This is a genomic window from Gilliamella sp. Pas-s95 (assembly GCF_009795795.1).
Classification (GTDB): domain Bacteria; phylum Pseudomonadota; class Gammaproteobacteria; order Enterobacterales; family Orbaceae; genus Gilliamella; species Gilliamella bombicola.
Map to the genome: position 1 here is coordinate 21569 of NZ_WTFC01000021.1, position 21445 is coordinate 43013.

General features: G+C 37.9%; 18 protein-coding genes. 14 read left to right on the plus strand and 4 right to left on the minus strand.

The window, feature by feature from the left end:
* Window positions 1-2: 2 nt before the first annotated feature.
* From fdxH to GQ598_RS07010, 7 genes are all read left to right on the plus strand, one after another.
* Entirely contained in the window at window positions 3-977 is a 975-nt protein-coding gene (gene fdxH / locus GQ598_RS06980) for a formate dehydrogenase subunit beta (RefSeq protein ID WP_160403194.1), read from the plus strand.
* Window positions 970-1686: a formate dehydrogenase subunit gamma gene (locus GQ598_RS06985; RefSeq protein WP_160403196.1), complete on the plus strand. Its 717-nt coding sequence runs from the start codon at window positions 970-972 to the stop codon at window positions 1684-1686. Before fdxH ends, GQ598_RS06985 begins: the two co-directional genes overlap by 8 nt.
* A gap of 91 nt (window positions 1687-1777) precedes the next feature.
* A complete protein-coding gene (gene fdhE, locus GQ598_RS06990) occupies window positions 1778-2686 on the plus strand; it encodes a formate dehydrogenase accessory protein FdhE (RefSeq protein WP_160403198.1) in 909 nt (302 codons plus the stop codon).
* A 151-nt stretch (window positions 2687-2837) separates the two neighbouring features.
* Window positions 2838-3800, plus strand: coding sequence for an ABC transporter substrate-binding protein (locus GQ598_RS06995; protein WP_160403200.1), 963 nt, complete (start codon window positions 2838-2840; stop codon window positions 3798-3800).
* A gap of 271 nt (window positions 3801-4071) precedes the next feature.
* On the plus strand, window positions 4072-5052 hold the full coding sequence (locus GQ598_RS07000; protein ID WP_160403202.1) for an ABC transporter substrate-binding protein: 981 nt from the start codon (window positions 4072-4074) through the stop codon (window positions 5050-5052).
* 67 nt (window positions 5053-5119) lie between these two features.
* Window positions 5120-6052: an ABC transporter permease gene (locus tag GQ598_RS07005; RefSeq protein WP_160403204.1), complete on the plus strand. Its 933-nt coding sequence runs from the start codon at window positions 5120-5122 to the stop codon at window positions 6050-6052.
* 2 nt (window positions 6053-6054) lie between these two features.
* Window positions 6055-6849, plus strand: a complete 795-nt coding sequence (locus GQ598_RS07010; RefSeq protein WP_091350557.1) for an ABC transporter ATP-binding protein — start codon at window positions 6055-6057, stop codon at window positions 6847-6849.
* Between the two features lie 69 nt (window positions 6850-6918).
* Here the strand turns inward: GQ598_RS07010 and GQ598_RS07015 are convergent, their stop codons facing one another.
* Window positions 6919-8268: a histidine-type phosphatase gene (locus GQ598_RS07015; protein ID WP_160403206.1), complete on the minus strand. Its 1350-nt coding sequence runs from the start codon at window positions 8266-8268 to the stop codon at window positions 6919-6921.
* Window positions 8269-8500: 232 nt separating this feature from the next.
* Here GQ598_RS07015 and dauA point away from each other — a divergent pair, with 232 nt between their 5' ends.
* Window positions 8501-10174 carry a C4-dicarboxylic acid transporter DauA gene (gene dauA / locus GQ598_RS07020; protein ID WP_160403208.1) on the plus strand — a complete coding sequence of 558 codons (1674 nt, stop codon included), beginning with the start codon at window positions 8501-8503 and terminating at the stop codon, window positions 10172-10174.
* A 190-nt stretch (window positions 10175-10364) separates the two neighbouring features.
* Window positions 10365-10919 carry an HdeD family acid-resistance protein gene (locus GQ598_RS07025; protein ID WP_160403210.1) on the plus strand — a complete coding sequence of 185 codons (555 nt, stop codon included), beginning with the start codon at window positions 10365-10367 and terminating at the stop codon, window positions 10917-10919.
* Window positions 10920-11042: 123 nt separating this feature from the next.
* Here the strand turns inward: GQ598_RS07025 and rsgA are convergent, their stop codons facing one another.
* On the minus strand, window positions 11043-12071 hold the full coding sequence (rsgA, locus tag GQ598_RS07030) for a small ribosomal subunit biogenesis GTPase RsgA (protein WP_160403212.1): 1029 nt from the start codon (window positions 12069-12071) through the stop codon (window positions 11043-11045).
* A 79-nt stretch (window positions 12072-12150) separates the two neighbouring features.
* Here rsgA and orn point away from each other — a divergent pair, with 79 nt between their 5' ends.
* From orn to GQ598_RS07055, 5 genes are all read left to right on the plus strand, one after another.
* The gene (gene orn, locus GQ598_RS07035; RefSeq protein ID WP_160403214.1) at window positions 12151-12714 is read left to right on the plus strand and encodes an oligoribonuclease; all 564 of its coding nucleotides are present in this window, start codon (window positions 12151-12153) and stop codon (window positions 12712-12714) included.
* 5 nt (window positions 12715-12719) lie between these two features.
* Window positions 12720-13991, plus strand: a complete 1272-nt coding sequence (waaA, locus tag GQ598_RS07040) for a lipid IV(A) 3-deoxy-D-manno-octulosonic acid transferase (RefSeq protein WP_160403216.1) — start codon at window positions 12720-12722, stop codon at window positions 13989-13991.
* A 9-nt stretch (window positions 13992-14000) separates the two neighbouring features.
* Complete coding sequence (hemH, locus tag GQ598_RS07045) at window positions 14001-14996, plus strand: ferrochelatase (protein WP_160403218.1); 996 nt, start codon at window positions 14001-14003, stop codon at window positions 14994-14996.
* Window positions 14997-15190: 194 nt separating this feature from the next.
* The gene (locus tag GQ598_RS07050; protein WP_160403220.1) at window positions 15191-16522 is read left to right on the plus strand and encodes a CoA-disulfide reductase; all 1332 of its coding nucleotides are present in this window, start codon (window positions 15191-15193) and stop codon (window positions 16520-16522) included.
* A 95-nt stretch (window positions 16523-16617) separates the two neighbouring features.
* A complete protein-coding gene (locus GQ598_RS07055; RefSeq protein ID WP_160403221.1) occupies window positions 16618-18039 on the plus strand; it encodes a cation:dicarboxylate symporter family transporter in 1422 nt (473 codons plus the stop codon).
* 771 nt (window positions 18040-18810) lie between these two features.
* On the opposite strand, the gene GQ598_RS07060 is transcribed toward GQ598_RS07055, so the two are convergent.
* Both GQ598_RS07060 and GQ598_RS07065 read right to left on the minus strand, forming a co-directional pair.
* Window positions 18811-20244 (minus strand): hypothetical protein, encoded by a 1434-nt coding sequence (locus tag GQ598_RS07060; protein ID WP_160403223.1) that lies wholly within the window; start codon window positions 20242-20244, stop codon window positions 18811-18813.
* A gap of 490 nt (window positions 20245-20734) precedes the next feature.
* On the minus strand, window positions 20735-21079 hold the full coding sequence (locus GQ598_RS07065; protein ID WP_160403225.1) for a hypothetical protein: 345 nt from the start codon (window positions 21077-21079) through the stop codon (window positions 20735-20737).
* Window positions 21080-21445: the final 366 nt, after the last annotated feature.

Consider the following 21445-nt stretch of genomic DNA (forward strand, 5'->3'; position numbering starts at 1 on the left):
TTATGTCATTACAAACACAAGATATTATTCGTCGCTCTGCAACCAACACATTAACGCCAGCGCCACGAGCACGCGATTATCAACAAGAAGTAGCGAAGTTAATAGATGTCACAACATGTATAGGCTGTAAAGCTTGCCAAGTAGCTTGCAGTGAATGGAACGATCTGCGGGCCGAAATTGGTAATACCGTCGGCGTGTATGATAATCCAGCAGATTTAGAGCCAAAAGCATGGACAGTAATGCGTTATTCCGAAGTTGAAGTTAACGGTAAATTTGAATGGCTTATTCGTAAAGATGGCTGCATGCACTGTGCTGATCCTGGCTGCTTAAAAGCTTGTCCATCAGAAGGTGCGATCATTCAATATGCTAATGGTATTGTTGATTTTCAATCTGAGCATTGTATTGGTTGCGGTTATTGTGTTGCGGGTTGCCCGTTCAATATTCCTCGAATTAGTAAAGAAGATAATCATTCGTACAAATGTACTTTATGTGTGGATCGTGTGGCTGTCGGACAAGAACCTGCTTGCGTTAAAACCTGCCCAACTGGTGCGATTCACTTTGGTACTAAGCAAGATATGATTCGTCATGCTGAAAATCGAATTGTAGATTTGAAAAAACGTGGTTTTGAACATGCAGGCCTCTATGACCCGCAAGGGGTGGGGGGAACTCATGTGATGTATGTTCTTCATCATGCAGATCAACCTGAGCTATATCATGGCCTACCGAAAGATCCTAAAATTAGTGAAATCGTCAAATTTTGGAAAGGTATTTGGAAACCGTTATCTGCAGCTGCATTTGTGGCAACATTTGGAGGCTTACTTTTCCATTATATGGGGGTTGGTGCAATTGAAGTGGATGAAGATGACATTGAACAAGAAAAGGAAGTTGATAGGCAAGCTCGAAAACGCCTAGGCTTACCTGTTTTTGGTCGCAAAGATAGTGCTAATTTATCACAACAGGAGAATCACCATGAATAAAAAAGGGATGATTTTAAGAACACCACTTATTGTCCGCTTCTGCCATTGGTGTATGGTCTGTCTGTTTATACTTACCGCACTATCAGGCTTATCACTATTTTTCCCATCAATTAAATTGTTTGGGTTAGTGCTTGGCACACCGCAATTAGTAAGAGCATTACATCCGTTTTTAGGAGGTATTGTTTTTATATTACTCATGTTTATGTTCTTAAAACTTGCTCATCATAATATTCCAAATAAACAAGATATTTTATGGATAAAAAACTTTAAAAAAGTGATTATGGGCAAAGAAGAAGGTATTCCAATTGGTAAATACAATGTTGGTCAGAAGTTTCTATTTTGGTGCATTATGAGTTTAATTTTGGTCTTGTTTGTTACAGGAATCATTATGTGGCGCCAGTATATTTCGGACTATTTTCCTGTACCAATTGTTCGTATAGCAATATTCTTTCACTCGCTTGCCGCTATTGGCTTAATTCTACTTGCTATTGGTCATGCTTATATGGCAATTTGGGTTAAAGGCTCAATTAAAGGAATGATAACAGGTTACGTATCACGTGCTTGGGCACGGAAAAATCATTCCGCTTGGTATGAAGAAGAAATGGAAAAAAGTTATCAAGCAGAATTAAATGCTAAAACTGAATCCGAGCCAAACAAAGCTACCGCTAAACATGACATCGAGAATGATATTGAACATAAACCTATTTAACCATTTTTACCGCTGAGCATACTATCAGCGGTATCATGCTTAATGGTATAGAGGCAATAATCAGCTAAATCACAATCAATGAGAATGTACAATGAGTATAAAAATAATTCCACAAAAACAACTTGAACAACAAGCATCAAACTCAGTGATTAGGCAGATCCCATTACTTTTTTTTCCATCACCCCAAAATATTTATGCTCATCGAGCAAAGCGTTTAAAAACATTGGCGACCAATAACCCGTTTAATGATTATTTAAGTTTTTGCGCCCAAATTGTCGAACAACAAGCTAATTTAGCCATACAAAACTCAGTTAATGTGGACTTGTCTCACCTTCTAAATGATAAATATCCACCATTAAGTTTAAACAACCTCCCTTTGTCCAACGTTTGGCAAGAATATCTTAATAACTTATTAAGTTCGATAACTGCAACGACCGAACAAATAGCATTAGTTATTGAGCAACTTAAACAAAATACTGCCCAACAATTACACGATAAAGCACTGCATTTACTCAATGGTAAGTTTGATTGCGTAGACGGTAACGAAGCCCTATTTATTTGGTCAAGCTTATCGGTTTATTACAGCCAGCTAGCAAGCCAAATCAAAGGTAAAGCAATAGCAGAAAGTACAGATAAAAACTATTTATGCCCCGTATGTAACAACATGCCCGTTGCCAGTATCATCCAATTAGGTAGTAACAATGGTTTACGCTATTTGCATTGTAGTTTGTGCGAAAGTGAGTGGTATGTACCTCGAATCAAATGCACAACTTGTGATAATATGAAAGATATCCAATACTTTTCGCTTGACATAGAACTATCCGCCACAAAAACAGAATGTTGTGATGCTTGCCATAGTTATTTAAAAATCCTCGATCAAGATAAAGATCCACACATTGAGGTCATTGCCGATGACATTGCCTCGTTGATATTAGATATCAAAACAGAAGAAGAAGGCTTTGCCAAAAGCGGAATGAATCCTTTTATATTTGCTCAATAAAAAGTGTATATAACACTATGATTAATAAATAGTTTACGATGGCCGTATAGCAATTTTATTAACAATAATCATTAATTCATAAAATACAACTTAACTTTTCTAATGAATAAGGCTACAATAAAACTATTGTACTAGTTTATGAGTGTGTTTTATGAAACGTTTTATTTTATTAATAATAATGGTATTGCTTACGCCTTTTTACAGTTTTGCTGATACAATGAAAAATGTTGCCATTACGGCAATTGTTGAACACCCATCATTAAATCAAATTCGTGATGGTGTTAAAGATGAACTAGTAAACAGCGGCTATAAGTTAGATGAAAATTTGACTGTACAATATAAAAGTGCACAAGGAAGTAGCGCAAATGCAGCTCAAATTGCAAGGCAATTTACTACAACAAAGCCCGACGTTATTGTGGCAATTGCAACACCAAGCGCACAAGCAACCGCTGCTGCAACTAAGCACATTCCTATCGTCTTTGCTGGTATTACCGATCCAATAGCGGCTAAATTATCTAAAGATTGGCAGCCAACAGGTACCAATATTACAGGGGTATCTGATTACCAAGAAATAGGTCCACAAATTGATTTCATGAAAAAAATCGTACCTAACGTTAAATCGATCGGTTATATTTATAGCCCGAGTGAAATTAACTCAACGGTTGTGCTAAGACACCTTCAAACTTTATTAACAGAACAAGGGATCGCCCTTTTTGCTGTACCCGCTCAAAGAACAGCAGATATTTCAACAGCGGCAGCTTCTTTAAAAGGTAAAGTTGATTTGATCTATACCACAACGGATAATAATGTTGTTTCAGCCTACGAATCTTTAGTCAAATTTGCCAATGAAAATAAAATTCCCCTTTTAGCCTCATTTCCTGATGCCATTGAACGGGGAGCGGTTGCGGCATACGGCATGAGTTATTATGATGTGGGTCGTCAATCAGGTAAACTTGTTGTACGTATTTTAAAAGGTGAAAATCCAGGGAACATAGCCCCAGAAATAGGACAAGCCCTACGCCTTGTCATCAATACCGATGCAGCTAAAAAACAAGGCATCACATTAACACCAGAAGTCATTCAATCAGCAGATAAAGTCATTGGAAATCATTGAATAAAATAAATTAACAGCCTTGTTTAATTAAGTAGACAAGGCTCTCAATACGGCAAACAACCACTCCTAATCAGCAAACATTACTGACAGCCAACTTTAATTCAACAATAAAATAATCCGTTACAACATCTTTTGTTTAATAATAACAATCATCCATAATTGTAATGAAATGTTTACACATAATATTTTTACTCTAGAAAATTATCTAATTTTGCTTTATAGTAACTCAATATTTAACTTATATGTAAAAAAAATATTACAGGAGCATTTTATGATGCGTAATTCTATTATTAAGTTTTGCATACTAATGAGTTTATCATTAGTAACATTTTGTTCTTTTGCTGAGTCTAAGACGGAACAAAAATTTGTAGCCATTACGGCCATCGTTGAACACCCTGCATTAGACAATGTACGCAAAGGAGTTGAAGATGAGTTAAAAGATAACGGTTATATTAATGGCGAAAATTTAAAATTACAGTTTGCTAGCGCGCAAGGAACTAGCGCAAATGCGGCACAAATTGCCAAACAATTTGCTGCCAGTAAGCCTGATGTTATCGTCGGTATTGCAACCCCAAGTACACAAGCTTTAGTTGCCGCAACAAAACGTACTCCTATCGTTTTTACAGCGGTAACAGATCCTGTTGCAGCAAAATTAATCCCGAGTTGGGAAGCATCAAAAACAAATGTAACAGGTGTTTCAGATGCCTTGTCTCTTGATTCTCAAATCGACATGATGCTAAAAATTAAACCTGATACTAAAAATATCGGTTATATTTACAGTCCAAGTGAAGTAAATTCTACAATTGTACTTAAAGAGTTACAAACCGCACTTGAAAAGCGCAATATAAAAATTACAGCAGTACCAGCACCACGAACATCAGATATATCAACCGCTGCTCGAAGTTTAAAAGGTAAAGTTGATTTAATCTATACTACAACAGATAATAACGTGGTTTCGGCTTATGAAGCTTTAGCAAAAGTGGCAAACGAAAGTAAAATTCCTCTAATTGCGTCAGATCCTGATTCAGCAGAACGAGGGGCAATTGCTGCTTTAGGTATGAGTTATTATGATCTTGGACGACAAGCTGGTAAAATTGTTATCCGCATACTTAATGGCGAAAAACCAGGAGATATTCCCCCACAAGTGGGCAATATCATTCAACTCACAATTAACAAAAAAGCAGCTGAACGACAAGGTGTTACCTTATCTGAAGAGGTATTAAAGTCAGCCGCAAAAATTGTTGAAAAATAATTTTTAATTTTTACTCTTTTGTCATTAAACCGCCAATCTTGGCGGTTAACTTTAACGGATTTTTTTAATGTCTTTTGAATTTTTATTAGGCTCAACCGAAATTGGCCTTATTTATGCACTGGTTAGCTTGGGTGTATTTATATCATTCCGTTTACTAGATTTTCCTGATCTTACTGCTGATGGAAGTTTCCCTCTGGGTGGGGCGGTATGTGGAGTTTTTATCTATATCGGCGCTGATCCTTGGATTGCGACATTCCTTGGCATGTTTGCAGGTTGCCTTGCTGGTGCCATGACAGGATTTTTATATGTAAAACTAAATATATTACAACTACTTGCTAGTATTATTGTGATGATGGGACTTTACTCAATAAACCTAAGAATTTTAGGGGTTGGGCACTATGTCATGAACGAAGCGAATAGAATTGTAGGTACACCAAACCTATCATTGCTGGGTTCTGATACGATTTTCTCATCACTTCCTTTTGATGAATCTATTGCACAATACTTGATAATATTAGGGTTTGTAATTGTATTTTGGATATTACTAAATCTATTTTTAAATACTCAAAAAGGACTTGCCTTAAGGGCGACTGGAACTAACCAACGAATGGCAAAATCCCAAGGCATACCAACCGATGGCATTATCATTTTGGGAATGGCGATCTCAAATGGTTTAATTGCGCTTGGCGGCTCGTTATTTGTACAGACGCAAGGAAGTGCCGATATTACTATCGGTGTTGGCACTATCGTTATTGGTCTGGCATCAATTATACTCGGTGAAAGCATCTTCCCAACAAAACGAATTTGGTCGATTATGTTTGCGATCATTTTGGGCTCTATTTTGTACCGTTTATTTATTGCTTTTGCATTAAGTAATGAATCCCTAAAAAGTATCGGTGTTGGAACAGAAGATCTAAATATTATCACCGCATTATTAATGGTATTAGCGCTTGTTTTACCCAAACAACTAAAAAAACTCTCGAAAAACAGAGGAAAGTAAACATGATTAAAGCAGAACAATTACAATTAACCTTTAATCAAGGTACTCCGATTGAAAATCATGTATTGCGAGGGTTAAACCTTAACATCAGTGAAGGAGAATTTGTCACTATCATAGGCAGTAACGGTGCAGGTAAGAGCTCGTTACTCAATGCAATTAGTGGTGATTTACTGACTGATTCTGGTCGTATTACGATTAATGATAAAAATGTCACTCGTTGGCCAGCATGGAAACGAGCCGGTATGGTTGCACGAGTATTCCAAGACCCGATGGTTGGAACTTGTGAAAATTTAACGATAGAAGAAAACCTAGCAATTGCTTATAACCGAGGTCATAAATTCACATTATTCCCAGCACTTAACCGTAAAGCACGATCGATCTTTAAAGAAAAGCTAGCAACATTAAACCTAGGCCTTGAAAATCGATTAACGGACATGATGGGGCTGCTTTCTGGTGGACAAAGGCAAGCTGTTAGCTTATTAATGTCAACGTTACAACCGTCTAAAATACTACTTCTAGATGAACACACGGCTGCACTGGATCCTAAAACCGCACAATTTGTTTTAGATTTAACCGATCAAATCGTTTCACAAAACAAATTAACAACAATGATGGTAACCCACTCAATGAAACAAGCCTTAGAATATGGCACCCGAACTGTCATGCTTCACCAAGGCCAAGTAGTACTTGATGTATCGGGTGAAGAGCGCGCTAAATTAACCGTTACCGATCTCTTAGCCATGTTTGAACAAACACGTGGTGAAAAAGTCACCGATGATGCTTTACTTTTAGGTTAATGATCATAAAAAGCAATATTTCTGATAGAAATATTGCTTTTGAACTCTTGTAATCAGTTCCATTACAGCTTAATCTTTTGTTGCTTGCAGTGGAATATTTCCTAGACCTAATTTATTGAGCTTATCTATATAAAATTGCTTCATGTCACTCCAACGATAATAAGGATAATCCGCTGATTTTATAGGTAGATGCACTTCACGTTCGTTCAATAATACTTTTACTAATATAGGCTGATTTGCTTGTTTACTTTTATAAAAAATCCATTGAATATTGGCACCCATAGGAATAATTTTATCAGCTTGCCAAACAGAATAATAATCAAAAATTGAATCAGCAGTAGTAGCTGCACCTTCAATTTCAAGTAAAGTAGCTAAAGGTGAAACAGTTTCAGCATGAGCGAAACGTAAATTAGCATCAATATTATCATTTGCTATAGCAATATCAGCAGTATTTAGCATATCCCACAACAAGGGTGCTGCAATTTTTATTTGGATACCATTTGCATCAAAAGCAGGGCCGATTTCCAGATAATTTTTAGCCGAAACAACTGTATTCAACCATGCATTTTCATCACTCGAGAAATACGGATTAAAGTCAAGGCTATTATCCTTTAATACTTGAGGCGAAAATGCCTGTAACTCTTGATATAATTGATAAATCGAAATCACAAAATCCCGTGTTTTTACTGATGATTTATCGACGACCTCAATACCATTATCTAACTTTTCGATAAAATCATGAGTAAAGATTTTTTTTACTACTCCTTCACTTATTTGCTCTGTTTTAGAAGCCATTTCTACCGATTTCACCGCATTTTTAACTGCTTTACTGTGTTTATATTCATCATAAGCAGGTGAATAATCAAAAAAACGCAATAAAATTTGCTGATCTTCGGGTTGCTGAGTGACTTGGATATCTGGATATTTAGATTTGAAAGATTCAACAAAAATTTCTGCGGTTTCTTTTGCTCGTGGTGAGCGAGATGAAACGACATCAATTCTCTTTCCTTTAAAAACAGTTGGATTATTCTTTTGCATACGCTGGCTAATCAAGGCAATATCTTTACGACCAAGATCAGTAAGCTCACCATAATGATGTTTATTTAGTTCAGTAATACGTCTTATTTGCTTAAATAAATCCTTTCCAAGGTCTGTCAATTGATCTTGCTTTTCAGCCATTAACAAAATTTGATAAGCAATATCTTCATATTTTGGCTTACTAATATAACGAGAGCCATGTCGCCCAACATGATCAATGTAAAAAGCCATATACCCTGTTGGTGCTGGTGTAATTTTTTGCCCAACATCATATTGATAAGCAGTTTTAGACCCCACAATCATTATTTGTTGAGCAAAACTTATAGAAGAAAACGCATATAAAAAAATAGTAAACAATTTACGAAAATGTACCATAATCATATGTTTTTCTCCCATTGCCATTGAAATAAACAACCTAATATATCATTAAAAAGAGTCTAAATATCAATATTTACATTGTAGATTAACATTAAAAAGTAGCTTTAATTAAACTCTATCTATAAATAAATTTCACAAAAAAAGATGATTATTTTCATAACACTCTTTTATTTTTCGTAAAAAAGATTATCTTATTAGTCACTCAACACAACTTCCCTTTAATTGATTAAACACAATGAAATTATATGGCCTTTCTGGTACCAAAATTAGCTGTGCACTGATATCAGCATGTATAAATACCCCTTACAACATCCCCCGTTTTATTAAAGACTTAATAGCTGGCATAACCGTTGGTATTATTGCTATCCCACTTGCAATGGCATTGGCAATCGCTAGCGGTGTACCACCACAGCATGGCCTATACACAGCCATTATCGCGGGTTTGGTGATTGCATTAACGGGTGGCTCTCGTTTTAGTGTTTCTGGCCCGACAGCAGCATTTGTGGTTATTTTATACCCGGTGTCATTACAATACGGATTATCTGGATTACTAATCGCTACCTTATTGTCGGGTATATTTCTTATTTTTATGGGCATGGCTCGATTAGGTCGATTAATAGAATATATTCCACTCCCTGTTGTATTAGGCTTCACTTCGGGCATTGCCATCACTATTGCCACCATGCAAATTAAAGATTTTTTTGGCTTAACGCTCGAACATATGCCTGAAAGCTATATTAGCAAAGTCATTGAATTAACAAAAACTCTACCAACTATCAATATCGCTGACACCATTGTTGGATTTGTCACACTGATGGTATTAATTGCATGGCCAAAGCTTAAAGTAAAAATACCGGGGCACCTACCTGCACTCATTGCTGGTGTGATTATCATGTTTATTTTTAATCAATTTGGCTACCAAATTGAAACAATTGGCTCACGATTTACCTACACAATGGCTGATAATACCATAGGGCATGGTATTCCATCAGTGTTACCAGAATTTTCTGTACCGTGGCTTCATACCGAATTTAATTGGGATTGGTCAATGCTCACAGCCCTATTACCTATTTCGCTGACCATGGCAATGTTATGTGCAATTGAATCGTTATTGTGCGCAGTAGTATTAGACGAAATGACACACACCAAACACCACTCAAATAGTGAACTTATTGGCCAAGGTTTAGGTAATATCATTGCCCCATTTTTTGGTGGCATATCAGCAACAGCAGCCATCGCAAGATCGGCAGCAAATGTCAAAGCGGGTGCGACCTCCCCTATTGCTGCTGTTTTGCATTCATTGGTTGTGTTACTTGCACTTATTTGCTTTGCACCAGTGTTATCATTCATTCCACTATCAGCGATGGCGGCTTTATTACTTATAGTGGCATGGAACATGAGTGCAGTTCAACGCGTCATTTACATCATTAAATGCGCCCCCAAAGACGATATTTTAATTATGTTTATTTGCATGTCGCTAACGGTACTATTTGATATGGTGATTGCAATTACAGTTGGAATAGTGCTTGCATCAATTCTATTTATGCGCCGTATAGCTCGAATGACCCGCTTAGTTGAACTAAACCAAGGCAACGATAAAACCCTTGCATTACGAATTAACGGCCCACTCTTTTTTGCAGCCGCTGAACGTACTTTTTCAGAAATATATCAAAAAATAAATGGTTATAAACACATTGTATTACAATGGGATGCTGTGCCTATTCTTGATGCTGGTGGGCTCAATGCTTTAATACACTTTATTGATGAACTCCCTGAACATGTCGATTTATCGATTTGCGAGTTGCAATTTCAACCATTAAAAACTCTTGCTCGAGCCAAAGTAGTGCCAACATCTAACAAAATCATGTTCTATTCAACATTAGAAGAAGCACTGAAAGATAAAGATTAATTTTAAATTTAGTCTTATCATATTTACTAATTTATTGCACAGTCAAATTTTCAACAAAAATAACGACTGTGTAATAAATTAAAACTTCAAGACCTTTCTTTTTATTTTCTAATCACTATTAGCAAGCGCATAGGTTTTAAAAAATTTTAATTTAAAACCCAAAATTAACTTATAAAAACAGGGAAATAACATGATATCTAACGAAAACAATCTACAAAGCCTTAAACAAAAATCAAGTTGGTTTATTTTAATCGGTGTTATTTTAATTGTATTGGGGTGCTTAGCATTAGGTTATCAGTTTATCGCTACCGTCTTTTCTGTCTATTTTATTGGTTCATTAATATTAATTGCAGGAATTGCTCAAGCGTTACATTCATTTAATATTAAAAGCTTTGGCCAATCGGCTTTATGGGCAGTAATGGGGATTTTATATATTGTGATTGGCTTGATGTCGTTTTTCCAACCGGTTGCGGTTTCATCAGCTTTAACGTTAGTCATTTCATTCTTATTACTGATGGGCGGTTTTACTCAATTATTTGCAGCGCTAAATAATCGCAATTTGCCTCGCTGGGGATGGATTTTAACCTCTGCCATTATTACACTTATTTTAGGCTTTATGATTATCATGGGGTGGCCATATGACAGCCTTTGGGTATTAGGCATGTTTTTAGGTATTGACCTTATCTTCCAAGGTTGGGCTTATGTTGTTATCGGTTTTGCAATTAAAACGGTGAATGAAAAATAAATCACCCTATTGCTCACAATCAAGTGGCGACACTTTTAGCTGTCTGGTACGGTTACTACTTATTGTGAGCACTCATTGATGAACATAATAGATTAATTGTAAAAAACAACGCGCCCAAATCCACTACTTGTAGCTTTTATTGGTTTTTGCTTTAACTTCTTGCATTGACTGCAAAATTCGATGATAGTTATCTAACCTTGATTGAGCAATTTCACCATCTTGCACGGCTTTTTGTAATAAACATCCTGGTGTGTCAAGATGATTACAATCACGAAAGTGGCAACCACCTAAATAATTATTAAATTCTTTAAAACCACTAATCACTTGCTCCGGCTCTAAGTGCCATAAACCAAATTCACGAATGCCCGGCGAATCAATAATATCGCCACCATTTGGTAAATGGTAAAGCTTTGATGAGGTTGTGGTGTGTTGACCAAGTCCTGATATTCCCGAAATATCCCCAGTCATTGCTGATTGTGATTGATCAGGTAACAATAAATTAATAATACTTGATTTACCCACACCTGATTGCCCAACTAAAATAGAAACCTTACCTTGCAAAGCATCTTGCAATACCGCAATACCTTGTTGGTGCTGGCATGAAACATACAACACTTGATAACCAATTTTGGTATAAATCGCCAATTGTTTTTCAACTTCAGCGCGTTGCTCATCATTGAGTAAATCAATTTTGTTTAAAACAATAATGGGTTGTATATCGGTACTTTCACAAGCCACTAAATAGCGATCGATAATATTTAGTGATAGTTCTGGCAAGACAGCCGAAATAATCACGATTTGATCAACATTTGCGGCAACAGGTTTAACACCATCATAAAAATCAGGGCGAACAAGCTCAGAGTGCCGAGGATGAACCGCTTCAATGATGCCATTGGTGTTTGGCTCTAAACTTTCGCGCCACAAAACTTTATCGCCAGTGACTAACGACGGTAACGTACGCCGAATACTACAACGATAAATAAGGCCTGCATCATCTTCGACATCAGCCGATTTACCAAAACGACTTATCACCACACCATCACGAGGGGATGAAAAATTTGATAGACTTTCATCTTGTTTTATAGCTAATCGTTGCTGGTGTTTTGCCGCTACACGCCTTTTTTGATTATTGGAGAGTTGATTTTTTGCCATAGCACTCATTTTTTACTAAAACAGATTGTCAGTTATGCTACACTACTCAGTATCAAAAAGAAAATTTCTATCGCAAATTATGAGCAAACAACCACAAATTAACAATAGTAATCTTATTTGGATCGATCTTGAAATGACAGGACTTAATCCAACCACTGATCGCATTATTGAAATTGCAACCATTGTTACCGATTCTAATTTAAATATCCTTGCTGAAGGACCGGTCATTGCCGTTCATCAATCTGATGAGCAATTAGCTTTAATGGATGAGTGGAATCAAAATACTCATGGCAAATCAGGACTCATTGAGCGTGTTCGTACAAGTACCATTAGCGAACAACAAGCCGAACAACAAACCATCGAATTTTTAAAACAATGGGTACCTGAAAACTGCTCACCAATTTGTGGTAATACTATTGGGCAAGATCGTCGTTTTTTATTTAACTATATGCCTAATTTAGAACGTTATTTCCATTATCGTTATTTAGATGTCAGCACAATTAAAGAATTAGCTAAACGTTGGAAACCAGAAATACTAAAAGGAATTAGTAAACAGAGTTCGCACCAAGCGCTTGACGATATTCGTGATTCGATTGCCGAACTGGTTTATTACCGCGAGCACTTTTTTGATCTAACCCAATAATTAGCATGCAAATTTTATATACTGTTTTATTATATTTGATTCAACCCTTGGTTTGGCTAAGGCTACTTTGGCGTAGCTGTAAAGCGCCTGCTTATCGTAAGCGTTGGCTTGAACGCTATGGTTTTTGCCAAAATAAAGTTGAACCTAACGGTATTTTACTTCATGCCGTATCAGTGGGGGAAACGATTGCCGCTATCCCACTAATCAAAGCATTGCAACAACAATATCCTAATTTACCTATCACTGTGACCACTATGACGCCAACAGGCTCGGAGCGAGTGAAATCATCATTCGGTGATAGCGTTCATCATGTCTATTTACCTTATGATTTGCCTTGCGCAATAAATCGTTTTTTAAAAACAACTCAGCCAAAATTAGTGATTATTATGGAAACTGAGCTTTGGCCTAATTTTATTGGTCAGTGTTACAAACGAAATATTCCGCTGATTCTTGCCAACGCCAGATTATCAGAACGATCAGCTAACCGATATCGAAAACTAGGACGCGCGATTAGCCATTTACTATCAAAAATTAGCACCGTTGCCGCACAAAATAAACAAGACGGAGAGCGTTTTGTGTCATTGGGTTTGCCAAGTGATCATTTAGCCATAACCGGCAGTATTAAATTTGATATTGATTTAACGGCTCAACAGCAGCAAAAAATTGCAATGCTAAAACAACAGTGGCAATTAAACCGCCCTGTTTTTATTGCTGCAAGTACACATAGTGGCGAAGATGAAATCATCTTGTCTGCCTTTGAACGATTATTACAAACATACCCCGATTTGTTATTAATTCTTGTCCCCCGCCACCCAGAACGCTTTAAAACTGTCGAAAAATTAATTAATGACCGCGGGTTAAATTATATCAACCGCAGTAGCAACCAAGTTCCGACTCAACAGACGCAAGTTATTTTGGGCGATACAATGGGAGAGTTAATAGAACTTTATGGCATGGCCGATATTGCCTTTGTTGGTGGTAGTTTAGTGAAGCATGGTGGGCATAACCCATTAGAGCCAGCACTTCACCACATCCCAATCATTAGTGGCGAACACTTTTTCAATTTTAAAGTTATTTGTGAACAGCTCATTTCAGCTAACGGGATGATCACTTGTGCTAGCTCAGCAGACGCTCTTTATTCAGCGGTTAATACGCTTTTGGCAAATAAAAGTCATAGTCAGCAAATTGGCGAACAGGCATATCAAGTATTAAAACAAAATCAAGGTGCACTGGATCGGCTGCTTAACATTATCAATCATTATCTTTGCGCAAAATAAGGATTGCTTGTGGAAAAAAAACAAGGTCTATTATTGGTTAATTTAGGCACGCCAAGTGCGGCAACGCCAGATGCAATAAAGCAGTATTTAACCGAGTTTTTGCTCGATCGGCATGTGGTTGATTTGCCAAAGCTGTTTTGGTCTCCCATGTTAAAGTATATTGTAATACCAAAACGAGTACCTTATATTATTCACCATTACCAAAAAATTTGGATAAATGGCGCATCACCTTTATTACATTATAGCCAATTATTATGTGATAAGTTACAACGCCATTTACCTAATATCCAATGTGAATTAGCCATGACCTATGGCGAACCGGATATGCAATCTGCGTTGAACAAGCTTCAATCATGCTCAAAGATTACCGTATTACCACTCTTTCCACAGTATTCCACAACCACAACTCTGGCAGTACTTGACAAACTTAAACAAATTATCGCCTCTGATCAAATCATCGATAACATCTGCTATATTCGTGATTATGCTGATCATCCAAGCTATATCAATGCACTTTATCTACAAATTAAGCAGGCTTTTGAAGATCAAGGAGAGCCTGAAGTGCTCGTACTTTCTTATCATGGTATTCCTGAGCGTTATATTCACAAACGAAAAGAGGATTATATTGAACGTTGTGAAATGACCACACAGTTATTAATCGAAAAATGTCGAGCAAATGGTATAAATCGACCAATCCAAATGGCGTACCAATCCAAATTTGGTAAAGGTAAATGGGTTACACCAAGTACCAGTGACACACTACAAACACTAGCGCAAAGTGGCGTTAAAAACGTGCACGTCATCTGCCCGGGTTTCTCGGTAGACTGTATTGAAACCCTTTATGAAATTGATGAAGAAAATCGAGAACTGTTTTTTAATGCAGGCGGAAAAACGTTTTATTATATTCCCGCATTAAATGAGAGCGACTTACAGATGAGTTTAATCATAGAGTTAATTAATCATACTCAACCGCTTACATTTAAAAACTTATACTCAAACACATAGTCTCCTAAAATTTTTTACATAAGCAATGCGACTTAAAAAGATTATGCAAGATTAGTAATTGTTCATGTTCAAATGATTCAAATTTTAAATTAACAAATATTCATGCTAAATAGCTGTCTATCTCCCCTATAATTTATGGCGTATGATAGGATATTATGAATAATTGAATATCTGAGCACTGAGGAGAAAATTAAGTGAAAATCATCATCATTGGCGCTCAAGCCGCAGGCGCAAGTGCTGCAGCAAAAGCCAAAAGAATGAACCCAGAGGCAACCATCCGTATTTATGAAAAATCGAATATTGTTTCGTTTGGCGCTTGTGGCTTACCCTATTTCATTGGTAACCACTTTACTGATGCCAATGAAATGATATCTCGAACACCAGAACAATTTCAAAAAGATGGTATTGAAATTAAAACGTTACATGAAGTAATAGCGATTGATGTTAATCAAAAAAAATTAACAATTAAAGATCACAATACTGGTGATTGCTTTGATGACAACTACGATAAATTATTACTGGCGGTTGGCGCAAGTCCTATTATGCCGGCTTTTAAAAATGGTCAGCTAAAAAACATTTTTACATTACGTGATCTGCACGATGGATTAGCAATCAAACACCTATTATCAGACCAAAATACCCAAAATATTATTGTTGTCGGTGCTGGCTATATTGGGCTTGAAATCGCTGAATCTCTGGTCGCCTTACAAAAAAAGGTTAAATTGATTCAATTGGATGACAGAATCCTTGTCGATGCGTTTGATGAACAAATTACCGACCTAATTGAAGAAAATATTAAACAACATTGCGACCTACACTTGCAAGAGCGAGTACTTGGCTTTGAAGGCTCACACAATGTCACGCATGTAATTACCGATAAAGGACGATATCCTGCTGATATGGTTATTATTGCAACGGGAGTAAAACCAAATAGTGATATCTATAAAGATCTTGGCATCAACACACTTAAAAATGGCGCCATAATCACTAACAGCTTAGGGCAAACCAATATTACCGATATTTATGCCGCTGGCGATTGCGCTGCACTTTACCATAAAGTTAGCCATTCAATGGTATATATCCCACTCGCCACAGGAGCAAACAAGCTTGGCAAAATTGTAGGCGAAAATTTAGGTGGCGGACATTGCGAATATCCCGGCACGATTGGCACTTCAGCGTTAAAAGTTTTTGATATCGAAGCCGGGCGCACTGGTTTAACTGAAAACGAAGCCAAAAAAGCCGCAATCCCCTATAAAACGGTCATAGTTAAAGATAAAAATCACAGTAATTATGTTGCTGGACAAACAAGTGTAACAGCCAAACTTATTTATCATGCCGATACGCGCGTGATTTTAGGTGGACAAATAGCCGGTGGGCAGGGCGCGGTATTAAGAGTAAACACGTTAGCAACGGCTATATGGGCGAATGTGAAAATTGATGAATTGGCCATGATGGATTTTCTGTATGCGCCCCCTTTTTCCAGACCTTGGGATATTTTAAACATTGCCGGCTCTATAGCCAAATAAGCAGCATTAATGTGTATTTATCGTTATACATCAAATCATGTAATTAAACATAGATTGTTAACCAGATAATTGAATTATCAAAAGAGAGGCTAATTATGTCAGATGCCATTTTTCAGGGGACTTTTTTTGAAAAGTTCCTATCAATAACTCATTATCAAACTCTCATTGGTATTGGGCTACTTCTCATCTGTTTTTTTGCGGTGATGAAACCGTTACAAGATAAAAAAGTCAATTTTTCAGTTCGTATGTTAGTTGGCTTAATCCTTGGTGCTGTGCTTGGCTTAGGCATACAAGCTGTAGCCGGCTTTCCTGATACATCAACCCTCTGGATGCAAGAAACCGCAACATGGTATGGGCTATTTGGTCGAGCATTTATTGCCTTTATCCGAATGTTAGTGATACCACTTATTTTTGTCTCGATTGTTAAAGTGATTATCGACTTTTCGGGCAAAAAAAATCTACCTCAAATTGCATTTAGAGGGATTTTTTGGTTACTGTTTACAACAGCCATTGCCTGTGTCGTTGGTATTTTGCTAGCAAATCTATTTGCTTTAGGTGAAATAAGCTCAAGCTCTGTACATCAAGCCCAAGCAAAACAATACACCAATATTATTGATACCTTTATAAATCTAATCCCAAGTAATATTATTGCCTCAATGGTAAATGAAAACATTGTTGGATTAGTCATTTTCTCGGCTTTAATGGGGCTTGCCGCCAATAGAATGGAAAAGAAGAATCCACAACCTATTGCACTCTTTAAAACATTTATCGAAGCGCTTTACAAAATCGTGATGTCCATTGCGATGACAGTGATTAAATACATGCCTTACGCAGTCATTGCGTTACTGGCTCGCACCATTATTTCTAATGGAATACCGGCTATTATTCAGGTTTCTAGCTTTGTTGCCGCCATCTATATTGCCACATTGATTATGCTAATTGTGCATATCGCCATTGTCTCGATTCATGGTGTTTCACCAATCATGTTTATCAAAAAAGCACTAGGAACCTGGTTATTAGCCTTTACTAGTCGCTCATCAGTTGGCTCACTACCAATGACTATCTCAACGTTAACCGTTCGAATGGGAGTAAATACCGGCACGGCAAATTTAGTCGGCTCACTTGGCAGCACGATGGGAATGAACGGTTGTGCTGGTTTTTTCCCTGCTTTACTTGCTGTGATGGTAGCGCATATGGTTGGCATTGAAACGAATATTCAATTTTATATTATGCTTGTCATTGTGGTAGTTATTGGCTCAATCGGCATTGCCGGCATTCCCGGCACAGCAACCGTTGCTGCAACCGTTGTTTTATCTGGTATGGGGATGGCAGAATATTTCCCATTAATTGGGATGGTTTTAGCCGTGGATCCAATTATTGATATGGCAAGAACTTTAGCCAATGTATCTGGCGCCATGACAGCGGCTGTGGCAACCGATCGTGAAATTGGCCTTATGGATATGGCTGTGTATAACGATCCTAATATTACTCTTGAAAATGAGCCGTCAGAAATTTGATGGTGATGAGGGGGGTTCTAACTTGATGTAGGTGTTGATTTAAAAAACTTTAATAAAATCAATACCTTTTCTGACCGATTTTTGGGTGTAAAATCAGGCCTTTTTGGGTTGGTGGATAGAATGAATTAGGTGTGGTGGTTTCGGACGTTTTGACCGTTGGTGAACAAAATAGCTACAGTGACCACGTCCGAGTCAGGGAATTAAAGCGAATTCCCTGACAACCCACGCTTTGGCTGCAGAATGTGGCCTGCGGCTACCCTCCGCCGTCGCTCGGTCTTAACGCACCGGCTATGATTCGCTCCAGGCGAAGCATAGCCTCGCCAAACATCCCTGTTTGGCGTGCTAACCTCGCTCTGTTGTCGGCACATTCTGACGCCGGAATAGGACAAATAACATAACCATTGTTTTTGGGATGGGGTATTGTGTTTTTATAAGGCGGTTTTTGTTAAAAAACAGCCAGAAAAAACTTTAATAAAATCAATACTTTTTCTGACTGATTTTTGAGCGGAAAATCAAGCCTTTTTGTTTTGGTGAATAGGATGGATTGGGGGTGGTGGTTTCGGACGTTTTGGCCTTGGGTGGACAAAATAGCTATAGTGACTACGTCCGAAACCTTGCCGCACTAAAATGACTCACGAATTTAAACTGCAACAGCGCAACACCAATAGTGCTCCCAACTTACGCGGAGGCTTAATTCTTTGATAAATTATCCTCTAATCTGCACCATAACCGCTCCCCGCAACCCAAGTATTAAGGACTAAAAAATAAAAGCTAAGGTGTGGTGCAAACAACAAATAAACTATTGGTGAGAACACCAGCACCACTGACGACGCCGTTGTGCGAGAGGATACTAGAGCCATCATCAGTTGTTGTTGCGTCGATTGTCCAGTAATACCCATTGACGAAGCCTACATCGGCGTAATTAACCATGTAACCCCACTCAGTGAAAAATCCTGCACCTATTCGACGTTGGTAATAATTACCAGATGACGATGGCGTGGCGCCAACAACACTTTCACAATGAAAATCTGCGGATGGGTTACTCCACACTCTACCACATACTGCATTAGTTAAATCCTTAACCCGTGGCAAACGATAACCCAAACTTCTACACCAAGAGGATTGGTTAGACTGAATATCACCTTTACTACCCCGATGCACGAACCACTGCTTTAACACAAATCCATATTTAACTAACACCCTACCACTACTATCTTTACCTACTAACTCAAAGGTCTGTGGCAAAGATGGTACTGTAAGTTGACTAGGAGTAGCTGAATTTATCTGGGCGCTACTCTCTCTAGGGCCTCTTAACGTTACTCGTGTTACATATTTCGATTTATCACGAATCCAGTAATCGGCTGTCACGATATTTCCTTCAGGGTCTTCAAATGTACCCGAATACGGCCTTGTCCAACTCACTGTGGCCGTTATTCCACCCTGAGTAATAGGAGACCACGTCAATTGACTTGCATCCACCCCACCTATATCTAAATCAAAATACAATCCATCAGCACCCGTCGTCGGAAAATTACGACCGTAAGATGACGAACTTGTTGACTGAACTAAAAAACCCTTATTGGGATTCCATATGTTAGTTGGACCGGCAAAGTGAGGTTTATCATAAGAAGAGATGCCAGTAGAACCACCGAATAACAAATTCGGCCTTGCAAAGCAGATTTTAGGTGATTCATTCGGATTTATATAATACACCGCTGAGCTTCCACCAAAAGTACTACTATTCGGCACACCATACTGAGTAGTTAAACTTCCCCCTGTACTATTTAATGTTACCTTATAAGGTGCATTACATATATCTAATGCATCACTACGATTTACTGTACGGCCATTTTTATCAGTAAAACTTACCGATATACTTCCTGTCGCAGTAACACCATTAGTACCTTGTCCATCTCCATCGTCATCGCCCCAATTACCTTGAGTAATTAAATCATTTAAACTCACTGAATAGGCACCATTGAGTAGACCGACTGATGACGGCACCAATGTGCCTATATCACTTAAAGTGCGCCCAGTTGGTAAAATGATTGGATTTATTCCGCTTGATGTATTCGTTGACGGTGTGACCTTTGTACCATCCGGCAATGTGATGGCCAATAGCGTGTCAGTCGTTGTTACCTTAGTTACACCCCCATCAAACGTTAAATATGGCGCACTCCCCTCAATTGCCCTTGAGGTAGACACCGTTAATGCCTGAGAGCTTTTTGAATACGGCAATAACAATAACGCTGCAAAGACTATTGAAGACCTTGATAAGAAGGAGAAAAGCTTGAACCTTGGGCTTGACGATAACCCTACTGGTAAACTCGGTGAGTTCGCTGAGCTTGATGATTTCGATAACTTAAGTGATAAAAATAAGAATGGAGTCTGATTTAGACTACGGTGAAACTTAAAAAGATTTAGGGCGTAGGTTTGGCAGGCCAGATGCCAGATGCCAGATGCCGATTATGATAGCGCATTTCGATTAACCTGTCAATTAATTTTTTGTTTTATTTCAATTTTTTATAATTATCCGCTCAACTAATGAGCGTTCCCTTGCTTTAAAAGCGATGAAATTATAACCGGTTGATTAATAATGTGCTAGTTTTTTTGTTAAAATTTTTAAGGTTTTGTTAAGGCTTGAGTCAACCTGCGTTGGTGTGTTTTGGGGAAGGGTTTGGGTGGTGGTTTTTAGCTAAAAACCATCAAATAAAAACTTTAATAAAATCAATACCTTTTCTGACTGATTTTTGGGCGGAAAATCAGGCTTTTTGGGGTTGGTAAATAGAATAAATTGGGTGCGCAGGTTTCGGACGTTTTGACCTTGGGTGGACAAAATAGCTATTGTGACCACGTCCGAGCTAAGGGAATTAAAGCGAATTCCCTTAGCAATCCCGCGCTTTGGCTGCAGAATGTGGCCTACGGCTGCCCTCCGCCGTCGCTCGGTCTTGACGCACCGGCTATGATTCGCTCCCGGCGAAACATAGCCTCGCCAAACATCCCTGTTTGGCGTGCTAACCTCGCTCTGTTGTCGGCACATTCTGACGCCGGAATAAGACAAATAACATAACCATCGTTTTTGGGAAGGATTGTTGTGTCTTTATAATTATATCGTTGATTTTATTTTGATTAAACGCCTACGCGGCGTTAAGGGCTAGCCGTTCCTGCGTTGCTTATCTTCTTACTTTCTAAACCGCCTACACGGCGTTAAGGCTATGTCGGCTTTTTTAGATTTGATTATATTTTTTCTAAACCGCCTACACGGCGTTAAGGTGCAATCAATGGCAGGAGCAAAACTTCTCATTTTTCTAAACCGCCTACACGGCGTTAAGGTAGAGCTTAAGATTTGATAAATCTTGCTGTATAAAGATAAACAACAATTTTGGTTTTGAAAACCCTTTTTTTG

Coding starts and splice junctions, on each gene's coding strand:
- rsgA (WP_160403212.1), bottom strand. CDS start 12,071: ATGGCAAAAAATCAACTCTCCAATAATCAAAAAAGGCGTGTAGCGGCA.
- GQ598_RS06995 (WP_160403200.1), top strand. CDS start 2,838: ATGAAACGTTTTATTTTATTAATAATAATGGTATTGCTTACGCCTTTT.
- GQ598_RS07000 (WP_160403202.1), top strand. CDS start 4,072: ATGATGCGTAATTCTATTATTAAGTTTTGCATACTAATGAGTTTATCA.
- orn (WP_160403214.1), top strand. CDS start 12,151: ATGAGCAAACAACCACAAATTAACAATAGTAATCTTATTTGGATCGAT.
- GQ598_RS07015 (WP_160403206.1), bottom strand. CDS start 8,268: ATGATTATGGTACATTTTCGTAAATTGTTTACTATTTTTTTATATGCG.
- GQ598_RS07025 (WP_160403210.1), top strand. CDS start 10,365: ATGATATCTAACGAAAACAATCTACAAAGCCTTAAACAAAAATCAAGT.
- GQ598_RS06985 (WP_160403196.1), top strand. CDS start 970: ATGAATAAAAAAGGGATGATTTTAAGAACACCACTTATTGTCCGCTTC.
- GQ598_RS07005 (WP_160403204.1), top strand. CDS start 5,120: ATGTCTTTTGAATTTTTATTAGGCTCAACCGAAATTGGCCTTATTTAT.
- dauA (WP_160403208.1), top strand. CDS start 8,501: ATGAAATTATATGGCCTTTCTGGTACCAAAATTAGCTGTGCACTGATA.
- GQ598_RS07010 (WP_091350557.1), top strand. CDS start 6,055: ATGATTAAAGCAGAACAATTACAATTAACCTTTAATCAAGGTACTCCG.
- waaA (WP_160403216.1), top strand. CDS start 12,720: ATGCAAATTTTATATACTGTTTTATTATATTTGATTCAACCCTTGGTT.
- fdxH (WP_160403194.1), top strand. CDS start 3: ATGTCATTACAAACACAAGATATTATTCGTCGCTCTGCAACCAACACA.
- GQ598_RS07055 (WP_160403221.1), top strand. CDS start 16,618: ATGTCAGATGCCATTTTTCAGGGGACTTTTTTTGAAAAGTTCCTATCA.
- fdhE (WP_160403198.1), top strand. CDS start 1,778: ATGAGTATAAAAATAATTCCACAAAAACAACTTGAACAACAAGCATCA.
- GQ598_RS07065 (WP_160403225.1), bottom strand. CDS start 21,079: ATGTGCCGACAACAGAGCGAGGTTAGCACGCCAAACAGGGATGTTTGG.